Genomic DNA, 22,692 nt, shown 5'->3' with positions numbered 1-22,692 from the left:
AAGACTCAGCCTAGGGCTGGAGAGGGCATAATTTGCGCGCAAGTATATGTCTTTTTTTGCGCACGTAAAGCCCATACAATCAGATTTCTAAATCTTTTCTCGCCGCCCACGGTGCAATTTTTGTGCCTCTCTGTCAAGACCATTTCAGTTGACCAGCATGCAGGCTGCGAGTACCGTAGATAACCTGATCCAGACCAAGCACGTGAGAGTTTTTGTGAGCCAGGAAATTGAAATCAAACTGTTAGTGGAAGGTGCAAGTCGCGAACAAGTGCTGGCATTGTGCCAAAGCCTTGCGAAAGAAGCGAAGATGACTGAGTTACAGCTTAGTAACCGTTATTTCGATACCGAGGACTTGCGCTTACGCCAGCATGACATGGGCTTACGGATCCGCCAACGCGGTGACGACCGTGAACAAACCATTAAGCTTGCCGGAGAAGTCTTAGGTGGGGTGCATAGCCGGCCAGAATACAACACGGTGATCACCTCAGAACAACCGGATCTGACCTTATTTGAAGAAGATATCTGGCCTGATGATTTTGCTTTATTCGATATTAATCGCGAACTGCAGGAAATTTTTCGGACGGATTTCACCCGCTATCGCTGGTACCTGCCCAGTGGCGAAGGACAGATCGAATTGGTTTACGATGAAGGTTCAATCATCGTAGGCGAGCAACAGCGACCACTGGCCGAAATTGAGCTTGAGGTGCAGCAGGGCGAGATCGCAGATGCCTATCGTTTGGCGCGGCGCTTTATTACCCGTTTAAACGCGCGTTTGGGCAGTCTTAGTAAAGCGGCGCGCGGTTACATGTTGGCCGGTAAAACGGTGTTAGAGCCGTTCACGCATGCGCATTTTGTGCCGCAACAGGCTAACGACGACGTGGGGACCGGACTGTACCGGGCGCTGACCTACGCTTTGCAGTACTGGCAGCACAATGACGCCTGTTTAACCGAAGTCCCAAGTGTGCGTGCGGTGGCGGGTATTACCGATGGTATCCGATTGAGTAAAGTTGTACTGCAGCAGCTTGCCACGTTGGAAATTGATGTCGGCGATCACATTTTACGGCTGGAGCAAATGCTGGGCCATCTGGGTTGGCTTAGCCGTTACGACGGTTTGACAGAGCTCACCGCCGAAGATGGCGCATATCACCGGGCACTGGAACAGTACCCGAAGCTGTACGAAGCTATTAAGGAACAACAACAGCATGCAGTTCAGTTAGAACTGGTCCAGAGTTTAAGTATTCGTGATGATTATCAACTGACCTTATTGGAACTGGGCGCGCTCTGTCATGAACAGCCGCGCCACGAACAGGTCGCACAACTGCCGTTACGGCAGTGGGCAAGTCAACGGCTGCGGGAAGATTGGCAAAATGTGATCGATGCCTTTGCCAGAGAAGGCGATTTGAAACCCGAATACTACCTTAAACAATTACCCCTGCTGCAAGGCTCACTGCAACTCGGCTATTGTGTCGGCTACCTGTTCGATGAAGAAGACAGAGAGCAGTTTCGTGCGCCCTGGCAAGATATGGTTCGCGGGATCCGGGAAATCATGGCGTTGAAATTACTTCGTGATGCAATCAAGGATAACGATGACCATCAGCCTGAGCGGTTATTGAACTGGCAAACTGTGCAGTTGGAATCCTTACTTTATGCCTTAGAGCACTCACGCAAAGCGGCTTTAAAACAAGAGCCTTATTGGTTAGGTTAATGATGACAAAGCATTCGCAACAGCAGGAATTTTGGTGTTCAGTAAGCGAGTTCATTGCCACAGTCTGGCAAAATGACGCTGATGCTATTGTTACCGATGAAGCTGGCCAGGTTCGCTTACCCGAACCTGACGATTATCTGCCGCTGTTACGTGATGCGTTGCAGGAAGTAACCACTGAGAGTGAAGCTCAGCAGGTGCTGCGGCACTTCCGGCAGCGTTGGTTCGCCAGTTTAGCCGCCGCTGATCTGGCGCAGCAGCTGCAGTTGCGGGAAATGCTAACCCATATTTCAGCTGCCGCTGACGCCTTTATTATAGCTGCTCGTGACTGGCTGTACCCACAACTGAGCGAGCGTTATGGTAGCCCGCGTGACGAGCAGGGTAATGCCCAGCCACTGTTGATTATTGGCATGGGCAAGCTAGGTGGCCGCGAACTTAACTTCTCGTCAGATATTGATCTTATATTTTGTTATCCCGAACATGGCGAAACGGACCACCCCCGGAAACCTATTGAAACCAATGTGTTTTTTACCAAGCTGGCACAATCCTTAGTAGGCTTATTGGATACCGTCACCGGCGACGGCCGGGTATTCCGGGTGGATTTACGGCTGCGTCCTTTTGGCCAGTCCGGGCCAGTGGTGACCAGTCTGGCAGCGCTGGAAAACTATTATCAGGAACAAGGTCGGGACTGGGAACGTTATGCCATGGTTAAGGCGCGTTTGATCGGCGCTCCGGCTGCGTACGAGCAGCAACTGCGGCAACTGCTACGACCTTTCATTTACCGCCGTTATATTGATTTCTCGGCGATCGATGCCTTGCGCAAAATGAAAACCCTGATCACCCAGGAGACCCGCCGGCAGGGGGTGCAGAACAATATTAAGCTTGGTCCTGGCGGTATTCGTGAAGTCGAGTTTATCGCGCAGACGTTCCAGTTGATCCGTGGTGGTCAGCAAAGGCAACTGCAAACGGCCTCTATCTATAGTGCTTACCAGGCGATTGGTGAGCTTGGCTTGTTACCGCAAGCCACCGTCAAAGAACTTATGGCTTGCTATGAGTTTCTGCGCAAAGTTGAGCATGTACTTCAGCAGCTTAACGATGAACAGACGCAGACGTTGCCCAGTGATAGCGAGCGTCAGGCACGCGTAGCCCGAGCTTTTGAACTTAGCTGGCAAGAGCTGACCAAGCAAGTTCAGGCCACCATGGCGACAGTACACAGGCACTTTCAGGGCGTCATTGGGGATAACGACAGTGACGATGAGGATGCAGGCCCGCTACAACTGTTGTGGCAGGACATGATCGAAGACGACACTGCGCTTGATGTATTGCACGACGCCGGCCTGAATAAGCAACGCGCTCAGCGAGTCTGGATTTCGGTAAGTGATTTACGCCAGGAAGTGCGTAAACGTGGGAGTGGGCCGCGCGGTCGTAAAGCGATGGCGAAACTGGTACCGCTACTGTTACAGCGTAGTCTGCAAATGGCCGACGCAGAAGTTGTGCTGGAGCGGGTATTTACCGTGTTACGGCGGATTATGAGCCGTACTGCCTATGTTGAGCTATTGGTGGAAAATGCTGGCGCTCGAGAGCAGTTAATTAAGCTATGCAGAGCGAGTTCCTGGATCACCCAGCATCTTGCAAATTTCCCTATTTTGCTTGACGAACTCATCGATCCCCAGCACCTCTACGAACTTCCTGAACTGTGCGATTATCCAGCCATTATTAACGACTATATGGTGCGCATTCCGGAGCAGGAGGATGACCTGGAAGCACAAATGAATGCCTTGCGCCAGGCGCGGCAGTCCTGTCAATTAAAAATAGCAGCTGCAGACATCAGCGGCGCATTACCGCTGATGAAAGTAAGTGATCACTTAAGCTACCTTGCCGAAGCAATTATTGAGCATGTCGTGCATCTGGCCTGGCAGCATCTTGTCGCACGCCATGGTTGTCCGCCGGGACGTTCCATGGAAGACACCGGATTGGCGGTGATCGCTTATGGCAAGCTCGGGGGATTGGAACTGAGTTACAGTTCGGATCTTGATTTGGTATTTATTACCGATAGCGATTATCAGGGTGAAACGGACGGTGCCAAACCGCTCGAGGTGCAGCAGTTTTACCTGCGTCTGGCGCAGCGTATCTTACATTTGTTTACCACCAGGACCATGATTGGCGTGTTGTACGATGTCGATATGCGCTTACGGCCGTCGGGCAAAGCCGGTTTATTGGTCAGCCGTATTGAAACCTATGCCAACTATTTAGCTGAGGATGCCTGGACCTGGGAGTTACAAGCTTTAGTGCGGGCAAGAGCGGTATTCGGTAGTGATAAATTGCGTGAAGCTTTTGCACAACTGCGGGATGCCCAGTTGCGTCGTAAGCGTGACCAACAGGAGCTGGCCGAAAGCGTCGTTTCGATGCGCGAAAAAATGCGCGAGCACAACGAGCAGCGTGACAACGAGTCGAAAGCTCGCTCCAGCTTTGATTTAAAGCAAGGGGTAGGAGGCATCACCGATATCGAATTTCTGGTGCAGTATCTGGTACTGCGATTTAGTCACGACTATCCGAAATTGCCGCGTTATTCCGATAACGTGCGTATTATCGAGTGTGCCGGTGAGCTGGGTATTATCAGTACTGAGCAAGCCCAGGCCCTGATCGATGTCTACATACGCGAGCGCGAGTGGTTACATCAGCTGGCATTAGACGACCGCGGCTCGCTGACTCACCTGCCCGTAGAAAAAGAGCGTAGTATCGTCCAGCAAGCCTGGCGTCAGTGGTTTGCTTAGCTATACAGACTGGGATCGTCTTCGTTAGGTCGCGTTTTGAAGCGGCGGTGCACCCACATGTACTGCTCGGGGCGTTGCATAATCGCATACTCCACCATTTTGTTCACCCTGGTGACATCCGCGACCGAATCGCCGGTCGGAAAGTTGCCAAATTCAGGGTAAAAAGTGACATCGTAACCACTGCCATCGGCGCGACGAAAACAGGTGGCGGTAAGTACGGCGCATTTCTTGTTGGCAGCGAATAATAGCGTCCCGGTGGTGGTACTGGTCTTCTCAACGGCGAAAAACGGTGCGAAAACTGTGCGTCGCCGACCATAATCCTGATCAGGAAGGTAACCAGCAATTTCACCTTGCTCAATCGCCTGCATCATACTGCGGACATCGGTCCGCGGGATCAGGTATTTGTTGGAGCGGCCCCGTCCCCGGGTCTGCAGAAATTCCATCAACGCGTTATTGTGCGGACGATAAAGGCCAACTGCAGGCTGAATAAAACCGTGCAAGCGGGCATGCATCTCGAGACTCAAAAAGTGGAACAGTAAGAGCAATACGCCTCTGCCTTCACGCAGCGGTGCTTGCAGATGTTCAACGCCATGCACATGAAGTTTACGGCGAACCCGCCAGTCCGGCCACCACCACGCCATACCCGTCTCGAAAAACGCAATGCCTGTATTTTGCATATTTTTGCGAAGTAGCTCTTCGATTTCGCTGGACGATTTGTCAGGAAAGCAGAGTTCGAGATTACGACGTGCAACTTGTGCGCGTTTAGGAACGAATCTATAGAACAGTTTACCCAGACCTCGCCCCATGGCCAGTTGCCATTTGTAGGGAAGCCAGGATATCAAATAAAGAAGGCTGACCCCTAACCAGGTCAGCCAATATTTAGGAAGTAAAAACCTTGCTTCGAACTTCGGTTTCTCAATTATTTTCATTAATCAGACTTGCGTTAATTGCCATCAGATCTTGTTCACTGATTTTACCGGAAGCTTGTTGCAGTGTCAGTGATTGACGGATGTAATTGTAACGTGCAGTCGACAGATTACGGCGGGCATTAAACAAGTTACGTGTGCTATCAAGTACATCAACAATGGTCCGGGTACCGACTTCAAAACCTGTTTGTGTTGCCTTTAAAGCACTTTCGGCAGAAACCACGGCTTGCTCCAGGGCGCGAATCGTCGCCATGGCAGCTACTATATCGTAATAAGAACTACGGACCTGGCGCTCTACATCACGTCGTGTGCGCTCAAGTTGTTGGCTGCTGGCAACATAGTTTGCCCGCGCCTGGTCTGCTTGTGATGAAGTACGGAATCCACTAAACAGCGGAACATTCAAATTTAAACCAATGGACGTACTATCCATACGCGGTGGATTTGTAGTTTGCCCAAGCACCTCACTCTCGCTATCCTGCGTCGAAACGCTACCAGAAAGTGAGACACGCGGGTAGTGACCAGCTTGTGCTAAATCAATTCGTTGGTTAGAAACCTCTACGGCGACGCGTTGAACCAGCAACTGCAAGTTTTTATCTTCAGCGATGTCGACCCATGCGTCAGGATTTTCTGGATTTGGTAGTGTCGGCGAAAATTCCTCTTTATTCAGTTCCGCCAGGTCTTCGTGATAACGACCGGTAATCTCACGTAAGCTTTCGCGGGCGATCTCAACTGCATTACGAGCCTGGATCTCTCGTGCAACTGCGTTGTCAAACTGAGCTTGCGCTTCGTGCACATCAGTGATCGCAGTCAAACCTACTGAAAAACGTTGCTTAGTTTGTTCTAACTGACGTTCAATCGCGCGCTTTTCTGCTTCAGCGAATTCCAAATCATCTTTACGTTCAAGTACAGTAAAGTAAGCGTTAACCACGCGAATCATCAACTGCTGGCGCACACTCAGGTAATTCACTTCAGCCTGATATGCTTGTTTATCAGCGATTTCGGTCTGCTCCCAAACCGCTTTACTAAAGAGTGTTTGACTCAGGTTGATCCCTGCATTCCAGCCGGTACTGGTAATATCGTACATAAACATATTACCGCCACTGTCGAAATCTAAGGTTTCGCGAGTGGTGCGAGAATACCCTGCGGATAAATCCGCCTGTGGCCACCAGTCTGCCTGAGCGATGTTAACACCCTCACGCGCAGCATTACTTTCTGCTTGTGCCTGCTTCAGGGTGGGATCATTTTGCAGAGCTAATTGAAAAATCTGCGCGAGATCGTCAGCATAGGTGACGGAACTGCCCGCAGCAAAAGTGAGTCCGATGAGAGCTGAAAGAAACTTTTTATTCATGAGTTCAGTTATCCTGATAGGTTTGTCTGGCTCAGATGACCGTTGCTAATTGTTTGGTATTTTACATACACATTTGAATGATTACTAGCATACACCCGATAGTTGGTTGGATTCATGCTTTCAGTTGCAACAGGACATGCTTAAATGTAACCAATTATGAGATTTGTGCGCTAAAACATACACTTTCTCGTAAAACGCTTAAAGAGCGAATCAGAACAATTTAGACGCAACAGCAACGCAGAAGGTTTAACGTGCAAAAATTTAGCCATGATGATTATGAAGTTATTGAGAAAAAGCCTATTCGCAAAGGTTTTTTGAGTATTTTTAATTACCGTATAAAACATAAATTGTTTGGTGGTGGTTGGTCGCCAGAATTTGATCGCGAAGTTATGGATCGCGGACATGCGGTGGTGGTGGTGCCTTATGATATTGAACGCGACCAGCTTGTGCTGTTAGAACAGTTTCGCATCGGCGCTCTCGAACAAGATGACTCACCCTGGCTACTCGAGTTTGTGGCCGGTATGATCGATGATCCCGAGGAACAACCAGAGGCTGTGGCACATCGTGAGTTACAGGAAGAGGCAGGGCTGACTACCGGGCAGCTTGATTTCGCTTTAACCTATTTATCAACGCCGGGTGGCTGTACTGAAAAAATTTCAATCTACGTAGCACGTGTGGACAGTAGTAAAGCGGCAAAACAAGGTGGCTTAGCGAGTGAGAATGAAGATATCCGGGTACACGTTTTACCTCGCGAGGAAGTCGTGCAGTTACTGGAGCACGGAAAAATTAACAATGCAGCCAGCGTGATTGGGCTACAATGGTTACAACTTCATTTGCAACAGATACGAGAAGATTAACTGAGTTCTATGACTACAGACGTGAAGCGAAAACGTTACCAGTTTGACTTAGCCGCATTGCAACGCCTTGCGGCAATAAACTATGCTGCGCTGGTTAAAGTGCTGGCGCAGGTGAAACAGGGGCGTGAATACCTGATTAAGGTTGGCTCACATTTACACTTTCGGGTCGCAGTGATTCAGAGTGCACCGTACACCACCGATGTTCGCATCAAACAGCATGCGCTTCAGGCACAGTTGCCGGGATTAGTGGAAACTGAACTTGAGGTGCGGTTGTACCACGACGCTCAGCTTGCGGAAGTCACGCGCAGTCAAAATGTGACGCGCCTGCAAGCCGTATACGAACAACCAAATCGCGCTATGCATCAAGTCAACGAGAAATTTCAGGTGAATCGTTTTTTACAGGAATGGCTTGAGCTTATCCGCGAACAGGGTTTAGCAACCGAATACTAGCTTGAGTTTCGGCTCATCCTGTAACAGTATATGAGCATCCTATAACAACAATTCTTGTCACCGAAAAGAAGAGCGCATGTCAGATTACAAAGCAGATGCGATTGAGGTCCTCAATGGCCTTGAGCCGGTGCGTCGTCGCCCCGGCATGTATACCGATACCACTCGCCCGAACCATCTTGGTCAAGAAGTCATCGATAACAGTGTCGATGAGGCTCTGGCTGGCCACGCTCGAGAGATGCTGGTTATTTTGCATCCGGATCAATCGTTAGAAGTACAGGACGATGGTCGTGGTATGCCGGTCGATGTGCACGCTGAAGAAGGGGTGCCAGGGGTCGAGTTGATCATGATGAAACTCCATGCCGGCGGAAAGTTCTCGAATAAGAGCTACAACTTTTCCGGTGGTTTGCATGGGGTTGGTATTTCCGTGGTGAACGCACTTTCAAAACGGGTTGATGTTACGGTTAAACGTGACGGACAAGTTTATGAAATGGCTTTCGAAAATGGCGATAAAGTCAGTGATTTGACGGTCACGGGCACTGTCGGCAAACGCAACACGGGCACTACGCTGAGGTTTTGGCCGGATCCGAAATATTTCGACTCAGCAAAATTTTCTGTACTGAAAATGACGCATTTGTTGCGCGCGAAAGCAGTGCTTTGCCCGGGTTTGAAAATTACTTTCCGCAATTTAGTCGATTCGACAGAGCAAACCTGGCAATACGAAGACGGCTTGCGGGATTATCTCGTCGAGTCAGTACAAGAATTGCCAACCCTGCCAGAAGAGCCTTTTATTGGCAGCTACGCCGGTAATGAAGAAGCCGTGGACTGGGCGGTGACCTGGTTACCTGAAGGTGGAGAAGGCGTGGCCGAAAGTTACGTCAACCTGATCCCAACGCCGCAAGGCGGTACTCATGTCAACGGTTTGCGGCAAGGTCTGTTAGAAGCTATGCGCGAGTTTTGCGAGTTTCGCAATCTTATGCCGCGTGGCGTTCGCCTGACACCGGAAGATATTTGGGAACGTTGTACCTACATACTTTCTGTGAAAATGCAGGACCCACAATTTGCCGGACAAACCAAAGAGCGGCTGTCGTCACGGCAGTGCTCAGCGTTTGTCTCAGGCGTGGTAAAAGATGCCTTCAGCTTATGGTTAAACGAGCATACCGAGCAAGCTGAACAGTTAGCCGATCTATGTATCAACAACGCCCAGCGGCGCATGCGCGCCAGTAAAAAAGTGGTGCGTAAGAAGGTTACTCAGGGACCGCCGCTGCCGGGTAAACTGACCGATTGTGCGACCCAGGACCCGTCGCGAGGTGAACTGTTTCTGGTGGAAGGGGACTCGGCTGGGGGCTCGGCCAAGCAGGCCCGGGACCGAGATTTTCAGGCGGTGATGCCGTTACGCGGTAAGATCCTCAACACCTGGGAAGTTGAATCAGACCAAATTTTGGGTTCACAGGAAATCCACGATATCTCCGTGGCTCTGGGTGTCGATCCAGACTCGGAAGATTTAGAAAAATTACGTTATGGCAAAGTATGTATCCTGGCTGATGCCGATTCAGATGGACTCCATATCGCGACTCTGTTGTGTGCTTTATTTGTCCGCCACTTCCGGTCGCTGGTGAATTTCGGCCATGTCTATGTAGCAATGCCACCACTGTATCGTGTCGATGTTGGTAAGGAAGTCTTCTACGCTCTCGATGAGGATGAGAAGCAGGGCATTCTGGATCGAATTGATGCGGAAAAACGCAAAGGTAAAGTCAACGTGCAACGGTTTAAAGGTTTGGGCGAAATGAATCCGCTACAGCTGCGTGAGACAACTATGGACCCAAATACGCGACGCCTGGTGCAATTGACTGTGGACGATGAAGCTGCCACCGAAGAGCTGATGGATATGTTGTTGGCGAAAAAGCGTGCCGGTGACCGCCGTGACTGGCTGGAAAGTAAAGGCAATCTGGTCGATCTGGCTGAGCTGTAAGGAGAACAATAAGAATGTCGATAGACACAGTAGAACAAATTCCGTTACGCCGCTTTACTGAGGACGCCTATTTAAATTACTCCATGTACGTGATCATGGATCGGGCGCTGCCACATATTGGTGACGGCCTTAAGCCCGTGCAGCGGCGTATCATCTATGCAATGTCAGAGCTTGGCTTGTCAGCGCTGGCAAAGTATAAAAAATCGGCGCGTACCGTGGGTGACGTGTTAGGTAAATTTCATCCCCATGGCGATAGCGCATGCTACGAAGCCATGGTGTTAATGGCGCAGCCCTTTTCCTATCGCTATCCACTGGTGGATGGTCAGGGTAACTGGGGCTCGCAGGATGATCCTAAGTCATTTGCTGCGATGCGTTATACCGAAGCGAAGTTATCGCGCTTCAGTGAGTTGCTGTTAAGTGAGCTGGGTCAGGGCACGGTAGACTGGACACCAAACTTCGATGGCACCATGAAAGAGCCGCGGATGCTGCCGGCCCGACTCCCGCACATCTTGTTAAATGGGGTGACGGGTATTGCGGTAGGTATGGCGACGGATATTCCACCGCACAATGCACGGGAAGTTGCCCATGCCTGTGCGCTGCTCCTCGAAAAGCCAAGTGCTGACCTTGCCGAAGTAATGGAGCATCTACAGGGACCAGATTACCCGACCGACGCTGAAATCATTACTCCGCAGGATGAAATTGTAAAACTCTACGAATCCGGCCGCGGCAGCATCCGGATGCGTGCGAAATACCTGATTGAAGACGGTGAAGTGGTTATTTATGCGCTGCCTCATCAAGCGTCCGGTTCGAAAGTTCTGGAGCAGATCGCCGGCCAGATGCAAGCGAAAAAACTGCCCATGGTGTCGGATTTACGCGACGAATCAGATCACGAAAACCCGACGCGGTTGGTCGTGGTTCCGCGTTCTAATCGCGTCGACATTGAACAGATGATGCAACACCTGTTTGCGACTACCGATCTGGAGAAACAGTATCGGGTGAACCTGAACATGCTGGGTCTTGATGGCCGTCCGCAGGTAAAACCAATACTTACCGTGTTGAAAGAGTGGCTGACGTTCCGCCAAACCACGGTGACACGCCGCTTGCAGCATCGCTTAGATAAAGTTCTGGCACGCCTGCATATCCTTGAAGGCTTATTAATTGCATACCTTAATCTTGATGAAGTTATCGCAATCATCCGTTATGAAGACGAGCCAAAAGCAGAGCTGATAAAGCGTTTCAAACTGTCGGAAACCCAGGCCGAAGCGATACTCGAACTGAAACTTCGCCATTTAGCGAAGTTAGAAGAGATGAAGTTAAAAGGCGAACAAGACGAGTTAGAGCAGGAACGTCAAAAGCTGGAAACGCTGCTAAGTTCTGACCGCCGCCTGAAAACCTTAATGCGTAAAGAGATTCTTGCTGACGCCGAGAAATACGGCGACGACCGTCGCTCGCCGTTAGTCGAGCGACAGGAAGCGAAGGCTCTCAGCGAACGTGATCTTACGCCAGCTGAGTCGGTAACTGTTGTGCTTTCGAAAAAAGGCTGGGTACGCGCTGCCAAGGGGCATGATGTTGATGGCACCAGCCTCGCTTACAAGTCAGGTGATAACTTCCTTGCCAGTGCGCAAGGCAAGAGTAATCAGCAAGTTGTGTTTCTCGACAGTTCCGGGCGCAGCTTCTCTTGCGAAGCGCACCTGTTGCCCTCGGCCAGAACTCAGGGTGAACCCTTAACCGGCCGTTTTAATCTGGTTGCTGGTGAAATTGTCGAGCATGTGCTGATGGCGCAGGATGAGCAGCGTTATTTATTAGCTTCTGATGCAGGTTACGGTTTTGTCTGCAAGTTCAGTGATTTGGTTAGTCGTAATAAAAACGGTAAAGCGGTACTTAATTTACCTACCGGAGCAAAAATCTTGCCGCCGAATAAAGTGAGCGACGTCGCGACGGATATGCTGGTTGTCGTTTCAAATGAAGGCCGGATGTTGATTTTCCCACTCACAGAGTTGCCGGAGTTGTCGAAAGGCAAGGGCAATAAGATGATTAGCATTCCTACGTTGCGCGCCCAGTCCCGGGAAGAATACGTGGTGGCCACCAATGTTGTGCCAGCCGATGCCGCAATCACCTTGTTAGCTGGTAAACGTAAGTTGACCCTAAAGCCTGCAGATCTCGAGCATTATCGCGGTGAACGCGGCCGTCGAGGTAATAAATTGCCACGCGGATTACAGCGGGTTGATGCAATTACCGTAGATAGTCAGGACTGATCGGACGTTTTTTACGGCCGAAACAGGTATACTAGCGGGCAGCAAAAAGAGGAGATTGCATGCTCGCTGTTGTACGACTGATTTTACTTGGCTGTTTCGTGATTATATGTGGTGTGTTGGGCCTGTTATTTTGTCTGGCACGCCCGTTTCACCCTAATAACACCCCTATTTTCGCACACTGGTACGGACGCACACATCGTTTGTTGGGTGTGGAACTGGAAATTCGTGTGCCGGAAGGGCTATACGAAGGTGCGCCCTATGTCTACGTTGCCAATCACCAGAACACTTACGATATTTTCACCCTGAGTCGTGCGATGCCGCCACGAGCAGTGAGTATTGGCAAGAAAAGTCTCAAATGGATCCCGTTCTTCGGCCAACTCTATTGGTTATCGGGCAACATCTTAATTGACCGCAAGAATACCGGTCGGGCCCGGGGCACTATAGAACAAGCTGCACAAGCTATCCGCGAACGCCAGATATCAGTACTGCTGTTCCCTGAAGGAACACGTAGTTACGGACGCGGGCTGTTGCCCTTTAAGACAGGCGCCTTCCGTACCGCCTTGCAAGCTCAGGTTCCTATCGTACCTATATGTGTGTCAAACCTGCATGGGCGTATCAAATTAAACCGCTGGAATAATGGCAAAGTGATCATTGAGATGTTGCCGCCGATTGCGGTAAGCGACTATTCTAGCGATAACGTACGCGCGTTGATGGCTAAGTGTCATCAACAGATGCAACTAAAAATCAGCGAACTCGATCACGAGTTGGCGCAACAGCCAAAAAGCTAACCGGAGCAATTTATGAGCGTCGACAAACAAGCGATCCAGGAACAAACCGCGGAAACCATAGCGGCACTATTGGCCGACGGTGCGCCAGAAGACGGTATTTACACCATCGAACATCACCTCGCCAGTCCTGACTTTACCAAGTTGGAAAAAGCTGCAGTCGAACTGGTAAAGGCCGGTTTTCACGTTGATGATGCCGATGAATTTGAACTTGATGATGGCAGTCGCTGGTTTGCGTTTGCCGCGGTGAGTGAGTTGCCACTTGAGCGTGATAAAATCGAAGCACAAGCGCTGGAAGTGGCTGAATTAGCTGACGAATCAGGCGTCGAGTACGACGGTTGGGGCACGTATTTCGGTGACGATGAAGAAGAATAACTAAGCACCGAGCCCCCTAAAATAAAAAAATAGGGGCGTTATTAACCCTGATGGGGTTAACCCACAAAGAGGCCTATAAAGACATCTTTGTGGTGACCGTGGTGATTCCTATGTTTGCAGCTTTAATCGCGGTTGTCGCTGCGCTGATATTACAGCGCAGCGATTTTCTCGCGTTGTTGTTGCAACTGGACAAGGGTTTCTTCAGCGTTTTGCAGCTTCTCGCGTTCTTTCGCAATAACCTCAGCTGGCGCTTTACTAACGAAATTGTCGTTACTCAGCTTGCGTGAGAACATTGCGACTTCCTTCTGAGCTTTTTCGATTGCTTTATCAAGCCTTGCCAGCTCTGCGCCGGTATCAATTAAGCCAGCCATTGGAATATGCAGTTCCATGCGACCTACCAGAGCTGTAGCACTGGCAGGAGCATCGTCAGTCGCATTGAGGAACTCAACCGACTCTAATTTCGCCAATGCGCTCAGGAAGCTCGCATTCTGCTGCAGTCGCTCGCGACTTTGCGCATCAGCGTTCGATACTAACACCGGTAAAGGCGTGTTTGGTGACAAATTCATTTCACCGCGAATGTTACGAATGGCAACGATAACTTGTTTTAACCATTCCATGTCATCCCGCGCAGTAGCGAAACGTTCCTGCTGAACCTGTGGATAGGCCTGCAACATGATGGTATCACCCTGGACACCGGCCAGCGGTGCAACGCGCTGCCAGATCTCTTCGGTGATAAACGGCAGTAATGGATGCAACAATCGTAACAGCTTCTCAAGTACCGTAACCAACGTATGGCGAGTGCCACGCAGTTGTGCCTCATCACCGTTAAACAGTACTGGCTTGGTTAACTCCAGGTACCAGTCACAGAACTGGTTCCAGGTGAACTCATAGGCAATAGCAGCAGCTTGATCAAAGCGGTAGTTGTCTAAGGCATTACGGAACTGCTTCACGGTATCGTTAAAGCATTCGATGATCCATTGATCAGCGAGTGACAGTGTCATCTCGCTATCGCTATTTTCTATATTGGTACCGCAATCATGTTCTTCTGTGTTCATCAGCACATAGCGGCTGGCGTTCCAGAGTTTGTTACAGAAATTGCGGTAACCTTCCAACCGTTTCATGTCCCAGTTGATGTCACGGCCGGTCGATGCCAGAGCTGCCAGAGTAAAGCGCAGTGCATCGGTACCATGCGCGCTGATACCTTCAGGGAACTGTTTTTCGGTACGTTTCTTAATTTTCGCTTCAAGTTGCGGCTGCATCATGTTGGCGGTGCGCTTCTCAATCAGCGGCTTCAGATCGATACCATCAATCATGTCGAGTGGGTCAAGAACATTACCTTTCGATTTCGACATCTTCTGGCCTTCTTCATCACGAATCAGACCAGTGACATACACGGTTTTAAAAGGAACCTGGGGTTTGCCATTTTCATCTTTAAGGAAATGCATGGTCATCATGATCATGCGCGCGACCCAGAAGAAAATAATGTCAAAACCCGTGACCAGTACATCGGTCGGATGAAAGGTTTTCAGATCATCGGTGTTTTCCGGCCAGCCTAAGGTCGAGAAGGTCCACAACGCAGATGAGAACCAAGTGTCGAGAACATCTTCGTCTTGCTGCAACGCCACGTCGGCACCCAGGTTATATTCCTGGCGGACTTCGTCTTCATCGCGGCCAACATAAACATTTCCTTGTTCGTCATACCAGGCCGGGATGCGATGGCCCCACCAGAGTTGCCGGGAAATACACCAGTCCTGAATGTCACGCATCCAGGAGAAGTACATGTTTTCATATTGCTTGGGGACAAACTGAATTTCACCATCTTCAACGGCTTTGGTGGCAACTTCCGCAAGCGGCGCCACGCGCACGTACCACTGATCGGTCAGATGGGGTTCGATTGGCACACCGCCGCGGTCGCCATAAGGCACTTTATTGGTGTGTTGCTCAACTTTGTCGAGTAACCCAGCGGCATCAAAGTCGGCAATGATCTTTTTGCGCGCGGCGAAGCGTTCCAGCCCTTGATAGTCTGCTGGTAAGGTGCCGTCGAAGCCGTCGATGGCGTCGATAGCTTCACCTGTCGCGGTGTACAGACCTGCACGTTCGCGCACGTGGGCATGGTCATCGAGTACCGCAATCATGGTCATTTTATTGCGTTTACCGATCTCGTAATCATTAAAATCATGGGCCGGAGTGATTTTCACACAGCCAGTGCCAAAATCCTGATCCACATAACTATCGGCAATAATTGGGATCCGTCGATTGACCAGCGGTAGCTCGATAAATTTACCAACCAGGGCCTGGTAGCGTTCGTCATCAGGATGCACAGCGACGCAGACGTCGCCAAGCATGGTTTCCGGGCGGGTAGTCGCGACGATCAAATGGTCTTTACCATCGGCGGTCTTCGCGCCATCAGCTAACGGATAGCGTAAGTGCCAGATATGTCCCTGCTGTTCTTTATTCTCAACTTCCAGATCAGAAATTGCAGTTTGCAGTTTAGGATCCCAGTTCACCAGGCGTTTACCGCGGTAAATCAGGTTTTCTTTATGCAGCCGTACGAACACTTCTTTGACGGCATTAGACAGGCCATCATCCATAGTGAAACGTTCGCGATCCCAGTCGACTGAGTCGCCGAGCCGCCGCATCTGCTGGGTAATGGTTCCGCCGGACTGATTTTTCCATTCCCAGATTTTATCAATAAAGGCTTCCCGTCCGAGTTCGGTACGGCTGGTTCCCTGTGCTGCGAGCTGACGCTCCACTACCATCTGAGTGGCGATACCCGCGTGATCTGAGCCGACCTGCCACAGTGTGTTGAAACCGTCCATGCGCTTGTACCGCGTCAGCGTGTCCATGATGGTGTGCTGGAAAGCATGCCCCATGTGTAAGCTACCAGTAACATTCGGCGGCGGTATCATAATGCAGTAACTGCTGCCCTGGCCTGAGGGTTTGAAATAACCTGCCTGCTCCCATTTCTGGTAGAGCGCTTGCTCAATAGCATCGGGCGAATACGTTTTATCCATGAGAAACCTTCACGACTTTAATTAGTTTGAATGTGTTGCTAGCTCAGCCGCATTAACGGTACTGAGGTTGACCCCTTGCTGGCGATACCATTTGAAACGTTCGCGCGCTTCCTGGCGCTGCTCAGGGGCACTCGGAACTTGATCTAAAATAAGCTGGGCACCCGCGAATTGTGGTGCTGTCGGCATAAAGTTGACGATGACTTTACAACGGCGCGAGGCGACCGTTGCCGCGGGCCAGCATAACTCGACAGGAGCGCCGTAGGGCGGACCTTCACCGACCAGGTTATGCGGTACAAAGGCATCGGTCGGTTGCTGCCACAAGGCTTGATCCAGCGCTTCTGCATGCTGTTGATCGCGGCACCATACCCGCATACTGCCCAGTTCGCGCCAGCGTTCGCTGATCAGTTTACAGAACAATGTGAGTTGTTGCTCTTCGTTCAGGCCGTCGAGAACATAAAAGATGCCTTGTGCCATATTAGTCTTGTTGACCTGTTGCCGTACGGTTGATCAAAAATTGCGTTAGCATCGGCACGGGGCGTCCGGTCGCACCTTTTTTCGCGCCGCTGCGCCATGCTGTGCCGGCAATATCAAGATGCGCCCAATGGTACTTTTTGGTGAACCGGGACAGAAAACATGCGGCTGCAATCGAGCCGGCATCACGCCCGCCGAGATTTGCCATATCCGCGAATGGACTGTCGAGAGCGTCCTGATATTCGTCCCATAGCGGCAATCGCCAGGCGCGATCGCCACTTTGCTCAGAAGCATTCAGCAGCTCATGAGCCAGCGGGTTATGCGTGCTCATCAGGGCGCTGGCATGATGTCCCAGCGCAATAATGCAGGCTCCGGTCAGCGTTGCTACGTCAATCACGGTCTCAGGTGAAAAACGTTCGACGTAGGTCAGGGTATCGCAAAGTACTAAGCGACCTTCAGCATCCGTATTGATAACTTCAACTGTTTGTCCGCTCATGGTGGTGAGGATATCGCCCGGGCGATAGGCCTTGCCATCGGGCATGTTTTCACAGCCAGCAATTGCGCCAATCACATTGACTGGCAGTTGCAGTTCGGCGAGTGCTTGCATAGCGCCTAAAACAGAGGCTGCGCCGCCCATGTCATATTTCATTTCGTCCATATTGGCAGAGGGCTTGATCGATATGCCACCGGCATCAAAGGTTAATCCTTTGCCAACCAGCACCAGTGGCGCGACGTCATCGCCTGCCCCCTGGTAATGCAACAGCGACAATACAGATTCATTTTCGGAGCCGCGCCCCACGGCCAGGTAGGCATTCATACCCAGTTCGGCCATCTCTTTTTCTTCGACCGCACTGAAGGTTAAATTATCGTAGTTTGCTGCCATGGCTTCAGCTTGCTCAGCAAGGTAGCGGGGTGTGCAAATATTAGGTGGCATATTGGCCACATCACGACAGATTGTAACCCCTTTACTTACCGCCAGAGCATGCTGGATTGCGCGTTCGCCAAGGGGCAGTTCGCGCCTTGTTGGAACATTGAATACCAATTTACGTAAGGGACGGCGTGGCTCTTCTTTACGGGTTTTGAGTTGGTTAAAGGTGTACAGACCGGCCTGTGCAGCTTCAACTGCCTGACGTACTTTCCAATAGGTGTCGCGGCCTTTTACATGCAGCTCGCTGAGGAAGCAAACGGCTTCCATTGAACCCGTTTCATTCAAAGTATGAATGGTTTTTTCAATAATTTGTTTATACTGACGTTCATCAAGCTCACGTTCTTTCCCGCAACCAACGAGGAGTACGCGTTCACTTAAAATATTTGGCACATGGTGCAACAGCAACATTTGACCCGCTTTACCTTCGAGGTCACCACGGCGTAACAGGTTACTGAGGTAGCCTTCGCTGACCTGGTCCAACTGCTCGGCGACGCCTGATAAGCGGCGCGGTTCAAAGACCCCGACCACGATACAGGCTGAACGTTGCTTTTCCGGACTGCCACTTTTGACGCTAAACTCCATACTTACTCCCGTTTTCGGCGGTTGACAGGGTAGGGCTGCCATAGAATAATTCTTGTTAAAACGACAAGTTTACTGAAAAATTGCGTATTTTCCAGCAAAAACCAAAGTTAAGAGTGGTCACCAGTGCGTATATTCCGCTATTTAATGCGAGAAACATTTAAATCTCAGATCGCCGTTTTAACGGTGTTGATGACCATTTTTGTCAGCCAAAAGTTCGTTCGTGTGCTGGCAGAAGCTTCGGCCGGTGAAATCCCCGGCGATTTGGTAATAAAATTGCTGGGTTTAAACCTGCCAGCATTAGCTGCACTTATTCTACCACTTAGTTTGTTTCTGGGCATTCTTCTTGCTCATGGCCGCATTTATGCCGATAACGAAATGACCGTTTTGCACGCTTGCGGTGTCAGTGAGTGGTACGTAACCCGTGTCACCTTAGTGTTGGCAACTATTCTGGCGTTGGCGACGGCCTCGTTAACCTTGTGGCTGGTGCCATGGTCACTGGAGCAGGAACGCAAGGTTGAAGAGAGTGCGCGTAGCGATAGTGGTTTGTCTGTGATCAGGCCGGGGCGTTTTCAGCAAGCGAGTAACCAAAAAGCGGTTATTTTTGTCCAGGGTCTGACCCAGACAGGCGAGTTGGATGAAGTTTTTGTAGCACAGTCGCTACGTGATGAAGAAAACAGAGTTGTCGGCGGCAGTGTGGTGATGGCAGATACTGGGAACGTGATTGCCAACGAAAGCGGTTCACAGCAACTGGTACTGAACAACGGTACCCGTTACGCCCAAAACGCTGGCGATGGCGATTATCAGGTGATGGAATTTGCCAGTTATCAGCTGCAGATCAAGGAGCAGGAGGCGACGGAGTATATCCGCAAGCTGGAAGCTTATAAAACCACTGAGTTGTGGGGCGAGCACAACCCTGAAGCTGCTGCTGAGTGGCAGTGGCGTGTTGCGATTCCATTAGCTATGCCCTTATTGACGCTAATAGCGGTGCCACTTAGCAGGGTTAACCCGCGGCAGGGGAAATTTGCCCGGATGGCACCAGCACTGCTCATTTATCTGGGGTACTTTTTGTTGCTGATGGCCGCCAAGTCAGCCGTTGCAGATGGCGTGATACCGCCGGTTATTGGACTTTGGTGGATTCATGTTCTGCTGCTCATCTTTGGCGTTATCCTGGTGGGTAAAGGCCGCCCGTTTGGCCTGCGTTTTCTGGCGCGGTTGCGGAGGTCTGCGGCATGATGCAGTTTTCAATTCTCGATCGTTACATCGCGCGCTCAGTACTTATGACCTCGTTGTTGAGCCTGGCCGTATTAGGTGGCTTGTCGTCCCTTATCCGCTTTGTCGAACAATTGAAGTCGGTCGGTAAAGGTACTTATTCGGTGGCTGATGCCGGGCTTTTTGTGCTCTACAGTTTGCCGCGTGACATCGAAGTATTTTTCCCGATGGCGGCATTACTCGGCGGTCTGATTGGCATGGGGATGTTAGCCAGTAATTCAGAATTGGTCGTGATGCTGGCTGCAGGGCGCTCGCGCCTGAACATTGTGGCTTCAGTCATGAAAGCTGCCATTATCATGATGCTGGCAGTGATGGCGATGGGAGAGTGGGTGGCACCTCAGCTGGAAGCGCAAGGCAGAGAGTTGCGCGCTTCAGCTATTTCCGGCGGCAGCCTGATTTCTGCGCAACAAGGTGTATGGGCCAAAGATGGCGCACATTTTGTCAATATTTCTGAAGTGGAAGATACCGGTCGGCTGCGGGATTTAACCATTTATCGATTTACACAGGACCGGCAACTTGATTCGGTAGTGCAAAGCCAAAGCGCCACCTATCAGGGCGGTCAGTGGGTTCTTAATGACGTCGTCATCACCGACCATGAAATCGAGCAAATCACCCAACGCACACTACCACGCTGGGTCTGGGAGTCGTCCCTGACGCCGGATAAGTTAGGTGTGGTTACGGTGAAACCTGAGGCTCTGTCGATCAGTGGTTTAGTTGATTACCTGGATTATTTATCGGCGAATCAGCAGGCGACGGAACGTTATGAACTCGCCTTGTGGCGTAAGATTTTCGCCCCCGTTACCGTCGCTGTTATGTTGCTGGTTGCGTTGTCCTTTATTTTCGGGCCGTTACGGTCAACCACCATGGGTGCGCGCATTCTGTTGGGGGTGATTACTGGTTTTGGCTTTCACGTCAGCAACGAGATTTTTGGTCCGTTGGCGCAGGTGTATCAGTTACCACCGCTGCTTGGCGCATTGTTGCCAAGTCTACTGTTTGCCGGAGCGGCATTATGGCTGATGCAGCGACGTGGCAGCTAAGTTACAGATCGCGCCAGTAATACAGCTGGTTGGCCTCTTTTGAGAGCGTAACCAGCTCAGTTCCGGCGGCATAATCATGCCAGGCCCGGCGGTTTTTGAAATCGACTAACACCCACAAATTTCCCAATCCAAAAGCGCAGGTCAGCACTCGGATAAAAGCTTGTTTATTGGTAATACGGGCACCGTTAGGTTGTTGTACTTTTAGTCGCCAGGCACGCATGCCCAAGGTCTGACCGCTACGCCGCCAAAACCAGCCGAAGAAGAATCCGAGTACAGTCAGAATATAGATGCCATAAAGTGGAGAGCTATTGAGCCAGCCGGCGTGATCCATACCCTCAGGCAGCGTCATCCAACCGGAGCCAGTTAAAAGTGCCGCAAAGCCAAGGGCCAGTGCAGATGACAACATGATGACCGCTACGGCAACCAGAAGGTCGTAGACCCAGGCAGCAATCCGGCGGCCGAAGCCGGCACTTGGAAATGACGCATGCAGCGTATGAGATGGACTGACTTCTGGCATGACGCACCCTTTCTGTTGACCGGTAAACTCTGAACTATCTGGAGTGGAGATTATCATGATCTACCGGCATAGAAGCAAGACAGGCACTGAAAAACCTTAAGCTGGTCATGTTTTAGCCGAACGAAAGAATTGTGAAATAATTCGCTTGATTGCAAAATTCCCTTGCGTATAATGCCTCGCACTACCGACAAGCAAGTCAAATCTTCAATGCCGAAGTGGCGGAATTGGTAGACGCAGCGGATTCAAAATCCGCCGCTGGTAACAGCGTGGGGGTTCAAGTCCCCCCTTCGGCACCACTCTTCTTGCTAGCACTGTATCCCAATGTTCTAAACTCCATTAAGCGCTTACTGCTGGCGTTACTTCTTAGCGTCTATTTGTTAGGCGGCGAGTCGTTAGGCGGCAAAGAACGCAGGTAGGTGAGCAAAGCCGTCATGTCTGCTGAATTCATATCGGAATAGAATTCGGATGGCATCATTTCATGCAATTTACTGCCATCAGGTAATTCCCCCTTTCGGAGAACATGCTCTAACTCTTCATCCGAGTAGCCTCCGACCCTGCCAGCAGGGGTAATATTAGCTGAATAGATGTAAACACCGCGTTGTACGGGTAGCGGATTTCCTCCCGCACCAGTAAGTTCAGGCTCATGCCAGGGCGTATGACAAGTGAAGCAATGTGCCTGAGTGGCGACATATTCTCCCCATGCAAGATGATCTTCACGATCTACGGCCGCGACCGAACTGACAAATGGCCGACGAGCTTTATCAACGCTGTCCAGCATGCCGTCCGGGAAATTTGACTTGGGAACTGACTGTTCAATTGGCGTGATGCTTTGCAGGTATGCGGCTACTGCGTATGCATCCGCATCGGACAGTGTTTTATACACTTCTACTGGCATAGGCACTCCAATTATACTGCCATCGGGGCGTCGTCCGTTGCGTAAAGCGTGAACAATGTCGTCCTGTGACCAGGCACCAATTCCAGTCGTCGGGTGCGGCGTTATATTGGGTACATGGATGTCACCAAAGTCCTCTGGAATAACGATCCCTCCCGCAAGGTTCTTACCATGGCAGTGACCGCATGCCATCAGATCATTGACCAGATAATCTCCGCGTTTAATCAGCTCTTGTTCGTCATTTGCAGCGGCTTGCGCGGAAAAACCAGAAAACAAGCTGCAAATAATAACCAGGGTGATGATGTGTTTCCTGACCATTGTAAGGTCTCCTTCTGTAACTTACCCCGTATCAAGCGCCGCTGTGGAAGCGTGTAGAAATCGACTTGCGTTGTTCAAAAAACGTACAATGAGGCAAAGTTTTTTAAGCCTAGCAGAGGAACGGAGAACGTCAAAAAGAGCGAGTTACGCCGACAGATAAAGCGGTGACAATCTCGCTCGGATAGGGAGAGGGAATTAGCGACGCCATGTCTGAATTCTGCTA

17 protein-coding genes and 1 tRNA gene are annotated in these 22,692 nt (G+C 50.7%); 11 read left to right on the top strand and 7 right to left on the bottom strand.

Annotated elements, in window-relative coordinates; all coding sequences use genetic code 11:
* The first annotated feature begins 157 nt into the window (after positions 1 to 157).
* Both CWI69_RS05780 and glnE read left to right on the top strand, forming a co-directional pair.
* The gene (locus CWI69_RS05780) at positions 158 to 1,705 is read left to right on the top strand and encodes a CYTH domain-containing protein (RefSeq protein ID WP_241971039.1); all 1,548 of its coding nucleotides are present in this window, start codon (positions 158 to 160) and stop codon (positions 1,703 to 1,705) included.
* A complete protein-coding gene (gene glnE, locus CWI69_RS05775; RefSeq protein WP_126762683.1) occupies positions 1,705 to 4,476 on the top strand; it encodes a bifunctional [glutamate--ammonia ligase]-adenylyl-L-tyrosine phosphorylase/[glutamate--ammonia-ligase] adenylyltransferase in 2,772 nt (923 codons plus the stop codon). Before CWI69_RS05780 ends, glnE begins: the two co-directional genes overlap by 1 nt.
* Here glnE and lpxL read toward each other — a convergent pair.
* Together lpxL and tolC are read right to left on the bottom strand one after the other, a co-directional pair.
* Positions 4,473 to 5,399 carry an LpxL/LpxP family Kdo(2)-lipid IV(A) lauroyl/palmitoleoyl acyltransferase gene (lpxL, locus tag CWI69_RS05770; RefSeq protein WP_126762879.1) on the bottom strand — a complete coding sequence of 309 codons (927 nt, stop codon included), beginning with the start codon at positions 5,397 to 5,399 and terminating at the stop codon, positions 4,473 to 4,475. The two genes, glnE and lpxL, sit on opposite strands and share 4 nt — an antisense overlap.
* Positions 5,392 to 6,750 (bottom strand): outer membrane channel protein TolC, encoded by a 1,359-nt coding sequence (gene tolC / locus CWI69_RS05765; protein ID WP_126762681.1) that lies wholly within the window; start codon positions 6,748 to 6,750, stop codon positions 5,392 to 5,394. The genes lpxL and tolC overlap by 8 nt, the downstream gene beginning before the upstream one ends.
* A 251-nt stretch (positions 6,751 to 7,001) precedes the next feature.
* Between tolC and CWI69_RS05760 the strand changes: the two genes are divergently transcribed.
* The 6 genes from CWI69_RS05760 (at position 7,002) to rraB (ending at position 13,441) form a co-directional block, all read left to right on the top strand.
* A complete protein-coding gene (locus CWI69_RS05760; protein WP_126762679.1) occupies positions 7,002 to 7,607 on the top strand; it encodes an NUDIX domain-containing protein in 606 nt (201 codons plus the stop codon).
* 9 nt (positions 7,608 to 7,616) lie between these two features.
* On the top strand, positions 7,617 to 8,057 hold the full coding sequence (locus tag CWI69_RS05755; RefSeq protein ID WP_126762677.1) for a DUF1249 domain-containing protein: 441 nt from the start codon (positions 7,617 to 7,619) through the stop codon (positions 8,055 to 8,057).
* A 76-nt stretch (positions 8,058 to 8,133) separates the two neighbouring features.
* Positions 8,134 to 10,026 (top strand): DNA topoisomerase IV subunit B, encoded by a 1,893-nt coding sequence (parE, locus tag CWI69_RS05750; protein WP_126762675.1) that lies wholly within the window; start codon positions 8,134 to 8,136, stop codon positions 10,024 to 10,026.
* Between the two features lie 14 nt (positions 10,027 to 10,040).
* On the top strand, positions 10,041 to 12,281 hold the full coding sequence (parC, locus tag CWI69_RS05745) for a DNA topoisomerase IV subunit A (protein WP_126762673.1): 2,241 nt from the start codon (positions 10,041 to 10,043) through the stop codon (positions 12,279 to 12,281).
* A gap of 59 nt (positions 12,282 to 12,340) precedes the next feature.
* Complete coding sequence (locus CWI69_RS05740; protein ID WP_126762671.1) at positions 12,341 to 13,069, top strand: 1-acylglycerol-3-phosphate O-acyltransferase; 729 nt, start codon at positions 12,341 to 12,343, stop codon at positions 13,067 to 13,069.
* A 12-nt stretch (positions 13,070 to 13,081) separates the two neighbouring features.
* Entirely contained in the window at positions 13,082 to 13,441 is a 360-nt protein-coding gene (rraB, locus tag CWI69_RS05735; RefSeq protein WP_126762669.1) for a ribonuclease E inhibitor RraB, read from the top strand.
* 149 nt (positions 13,442 to 13,590) lie between these two features.
* On the opposite strand, the gene CWI69_RS05730 is transcribed toward rraB, so the two are convergent.
* From CWI69_RS05730 to pepA, 3 genes are read right to left on the bottom strand one after another with little or no spacing between them, the layout of a single operon-like run.
* A complete protein-coding gene (locus CWI69_RS05730; RefSeq protein ID WP_126762667.1) occupies positions 13,591 to 16,455 on the bottom strand; it encodes a valine--tRNA ligase in 2,865 nt (954 codons plus the stop codon).
* Positions 16,456 to 16,476: 21 nt separating this feature from the next.
* Positions 16,477 to 16,929, bottom strand: coding sequence for a DNA polymerase III subunit chi (locus CWI69_RS05725; protein ID WP_126762665.1), 453 nt, complete (start codon positions 16,927 to 16,929; stop codon positions 16,477 to 16,479).
* A 1-nt stretch (position 16,930) separates the two neighbouring features.
* Entirely contained in the window at positions 16,931 to 18,436 is a 1,506-nt protein-coding gene (gene pepA / locus CWI69_RS05720) for a leucyl aminopeptidase (protein ID WP_126762877.1), read from the bottom strand.
* A gap of 123 nt (positions 18,437 to 18,559) precedes the next feature.
* Here pepA and lptF point away from each other — a divergent pair, with 123 nt between their 5' ends.
* Together lptF and lptG are read left to right on the top strand one after the other, a co-directional pair.
* Positions 18,560 to 19,669: an LPS export ABC transporter permease LptF gene (gene lptF, locus CWI69_RS05715; protein WP_198678892.1), complete on the top strand. Its 1,110-nt coding sequence runs from the start codon at positions 18,560 to 18,562 to the stop codon at positions 19,667 to 19,669.
* Positions 19,666 to 20,742, top strand: coding sequence for an LPS export ABC transporter permease LptG (gene lptG / locus CWI69_RS05710; RefSeq protein WP_241971038.1), 1,077 nt, complete (start codon positions 19,666 to 19,668; stop codon positions 20,740 to 20,742). Before lptF ends, lptG begins: the two co-directional genes overlap by 4 nt.
* Position 20,743: 1 nt before the next feature.
* Here lptG and CWI69_RS05705 read toward each other — a convergent pair whose 3' ends face one another.
* On the bottom strand, positions 20,744 to 21,259 hold the full coding sequence (locus CWI69_RS05705; RefSeq protein WP_126762663.1) for an RDD family protein: 516 nt from the start codon (positions 21,257 to 21,259) through the stop codon (positions 20,744 to 20,746).
* A gap of 209 nt (positions 21,260 to 21,468) precedes the next feature.
* On the opposite strand from CWI69_RS05705, the gene CWI69_RS05700 reads away from it, so the two are divergent.
* Positions 21,469 to 21,555: transfer RNA gene (locus tag CWI69_RS05700), tRNA-Leu, on the top strand.
* 74 nt (positions 21,556 to 21,629) lie between these two features.
* Here CWI69_RS05700 and CWI69_RS05695 read toward each other — a convergent pair.
* A complete protein-coding gene (locus CWI69_RS05695; RefSeq protein ID WP_126762662.1) occupies positions 21,630 to 22,469 on the bottom strand; it encodes a c-type cytochrome in 840 nt (279 codons plus the stop codon).
* Positions 22,470 to 22,692 lie beyond the last annotated feature (223 nt).

It is taken from the genome of Pseudidiomarina halophila, assembly GCF_003987215.1.
Taxonomy (GTDB): Bacteria; Pseudomonadota; Gammaproteobacteria; order Enterobacterales; family Alteromonadaceae; genus Pseudidiomarina; species Pseudidiomarina halophila.
The sequence above is the reverse complement of the archived record's forward strand: the minus strand, read 5'-3'. Positions and strand labels throughout refer to the sequence as shown.

What these genes read in the sequence shown, in the direction of transcription:
- rraB (WP_126762669.1), top strand. Translation starts at nt 13,082, where the DNA reads ATGAGCGTCGACAAACAAGCGATCCAGGAACAAACCGCGGAAACCATA.
- CWI69_RS05705 (WP_126762663.1), bottom strand. Translation starts at nt 21,259, where the DNA reads ATGCCAGAAGTCAGTCCATCTCATACGCTGCATGCGTCATTTCCAAGT.
- parC (WP_126762673.1), top strand. Translation starts at nt 10,041, where the DNA reads ATGTCGATAGACACAGTAGAACAAATTCCGTTACGCCGCTTTACTGAG.
- CWI69_RS05730 (WP_126762667.1), bottom strand. Translation starts at nt 16,455, where the DNA reads ATGGATAAAACGTATTCGCCCGATGCTATTGAGCAAGCGCTCTACCAG.
- CWI69_RS05780 (WP_241971039.1), top strand. Translation starts at nt 158, where the DNA reads ATGCAGGCTGCGAGTACCGTAGATAACCTGATCCAGACCAAGCACGTG.
- pepA (WP_126762877.1), bottom strand. Translation starts at nt 18,436, where the DNA reads ATGGAGTTTAGCGTCAAAAGTGGCAGTCCGGAAAAGCAACGTTCAGCC.
- tolC (WP_126762681.1), bottom strand. Translation starts at nt 6,750, where the DNA reads ATGAATAAAAAGTTTCTTTCAGCTCTCATCGGACTCACTTTTGCTGCG.
- CWI69_RS05755 (WP_126762677.1), top strand. Translation starts at nt 7,617, where the DNA reads ATGACTACAGACGTGAAGCGAAAACGTTACCAGTTTGACTTAGCCGCA.
- CWI69_RS05695 (WP_126762662.1), bottom strand. Translation starts at nt 22,469, where the DNA reads ATGGTCAGGAAACACATCATCACCCTGGTTATTATTTGCAGCTTGTTT.
- parE (WP_126762675.1), top strand. Translation starts at nt 8,134, where the DNA reads ATGTCAGATTACAAAGCAGATGCGATTGAGGTCCTCAATGGCCTTGAG.
- glnE (WP_126762683.1), top strand. Translation starts at nt 1,705, where the DNA reads ATGATGACAAAGCATTCGCAACAGCAGGAATTTTGGTGTTCAGTAAGC.
- CWI69_RS05725 (WP_126762665.1), bottom strand. Translation starts at nt 16,929, where the DNA reads ATGGCACAAGGCATCTTTTATGTTCTCGACGGCCTGAACGAAGAGCAA.
- CWI69_RS05740 (WP_126762671.1), top strand. Translation starts at nt 12,341, where the DNA reads ATGCTCGCTGTTGTACGACTGATTTTACTTGGCTGTTTCGTGATTATA.
- lptG (WP_241971038.1), top strand. Translation starts at nt 19,666, where the DNA reads ATGATGCAGTTTTCAATTCTCGATCGTTACATCGCGCGCTCAGTACTT.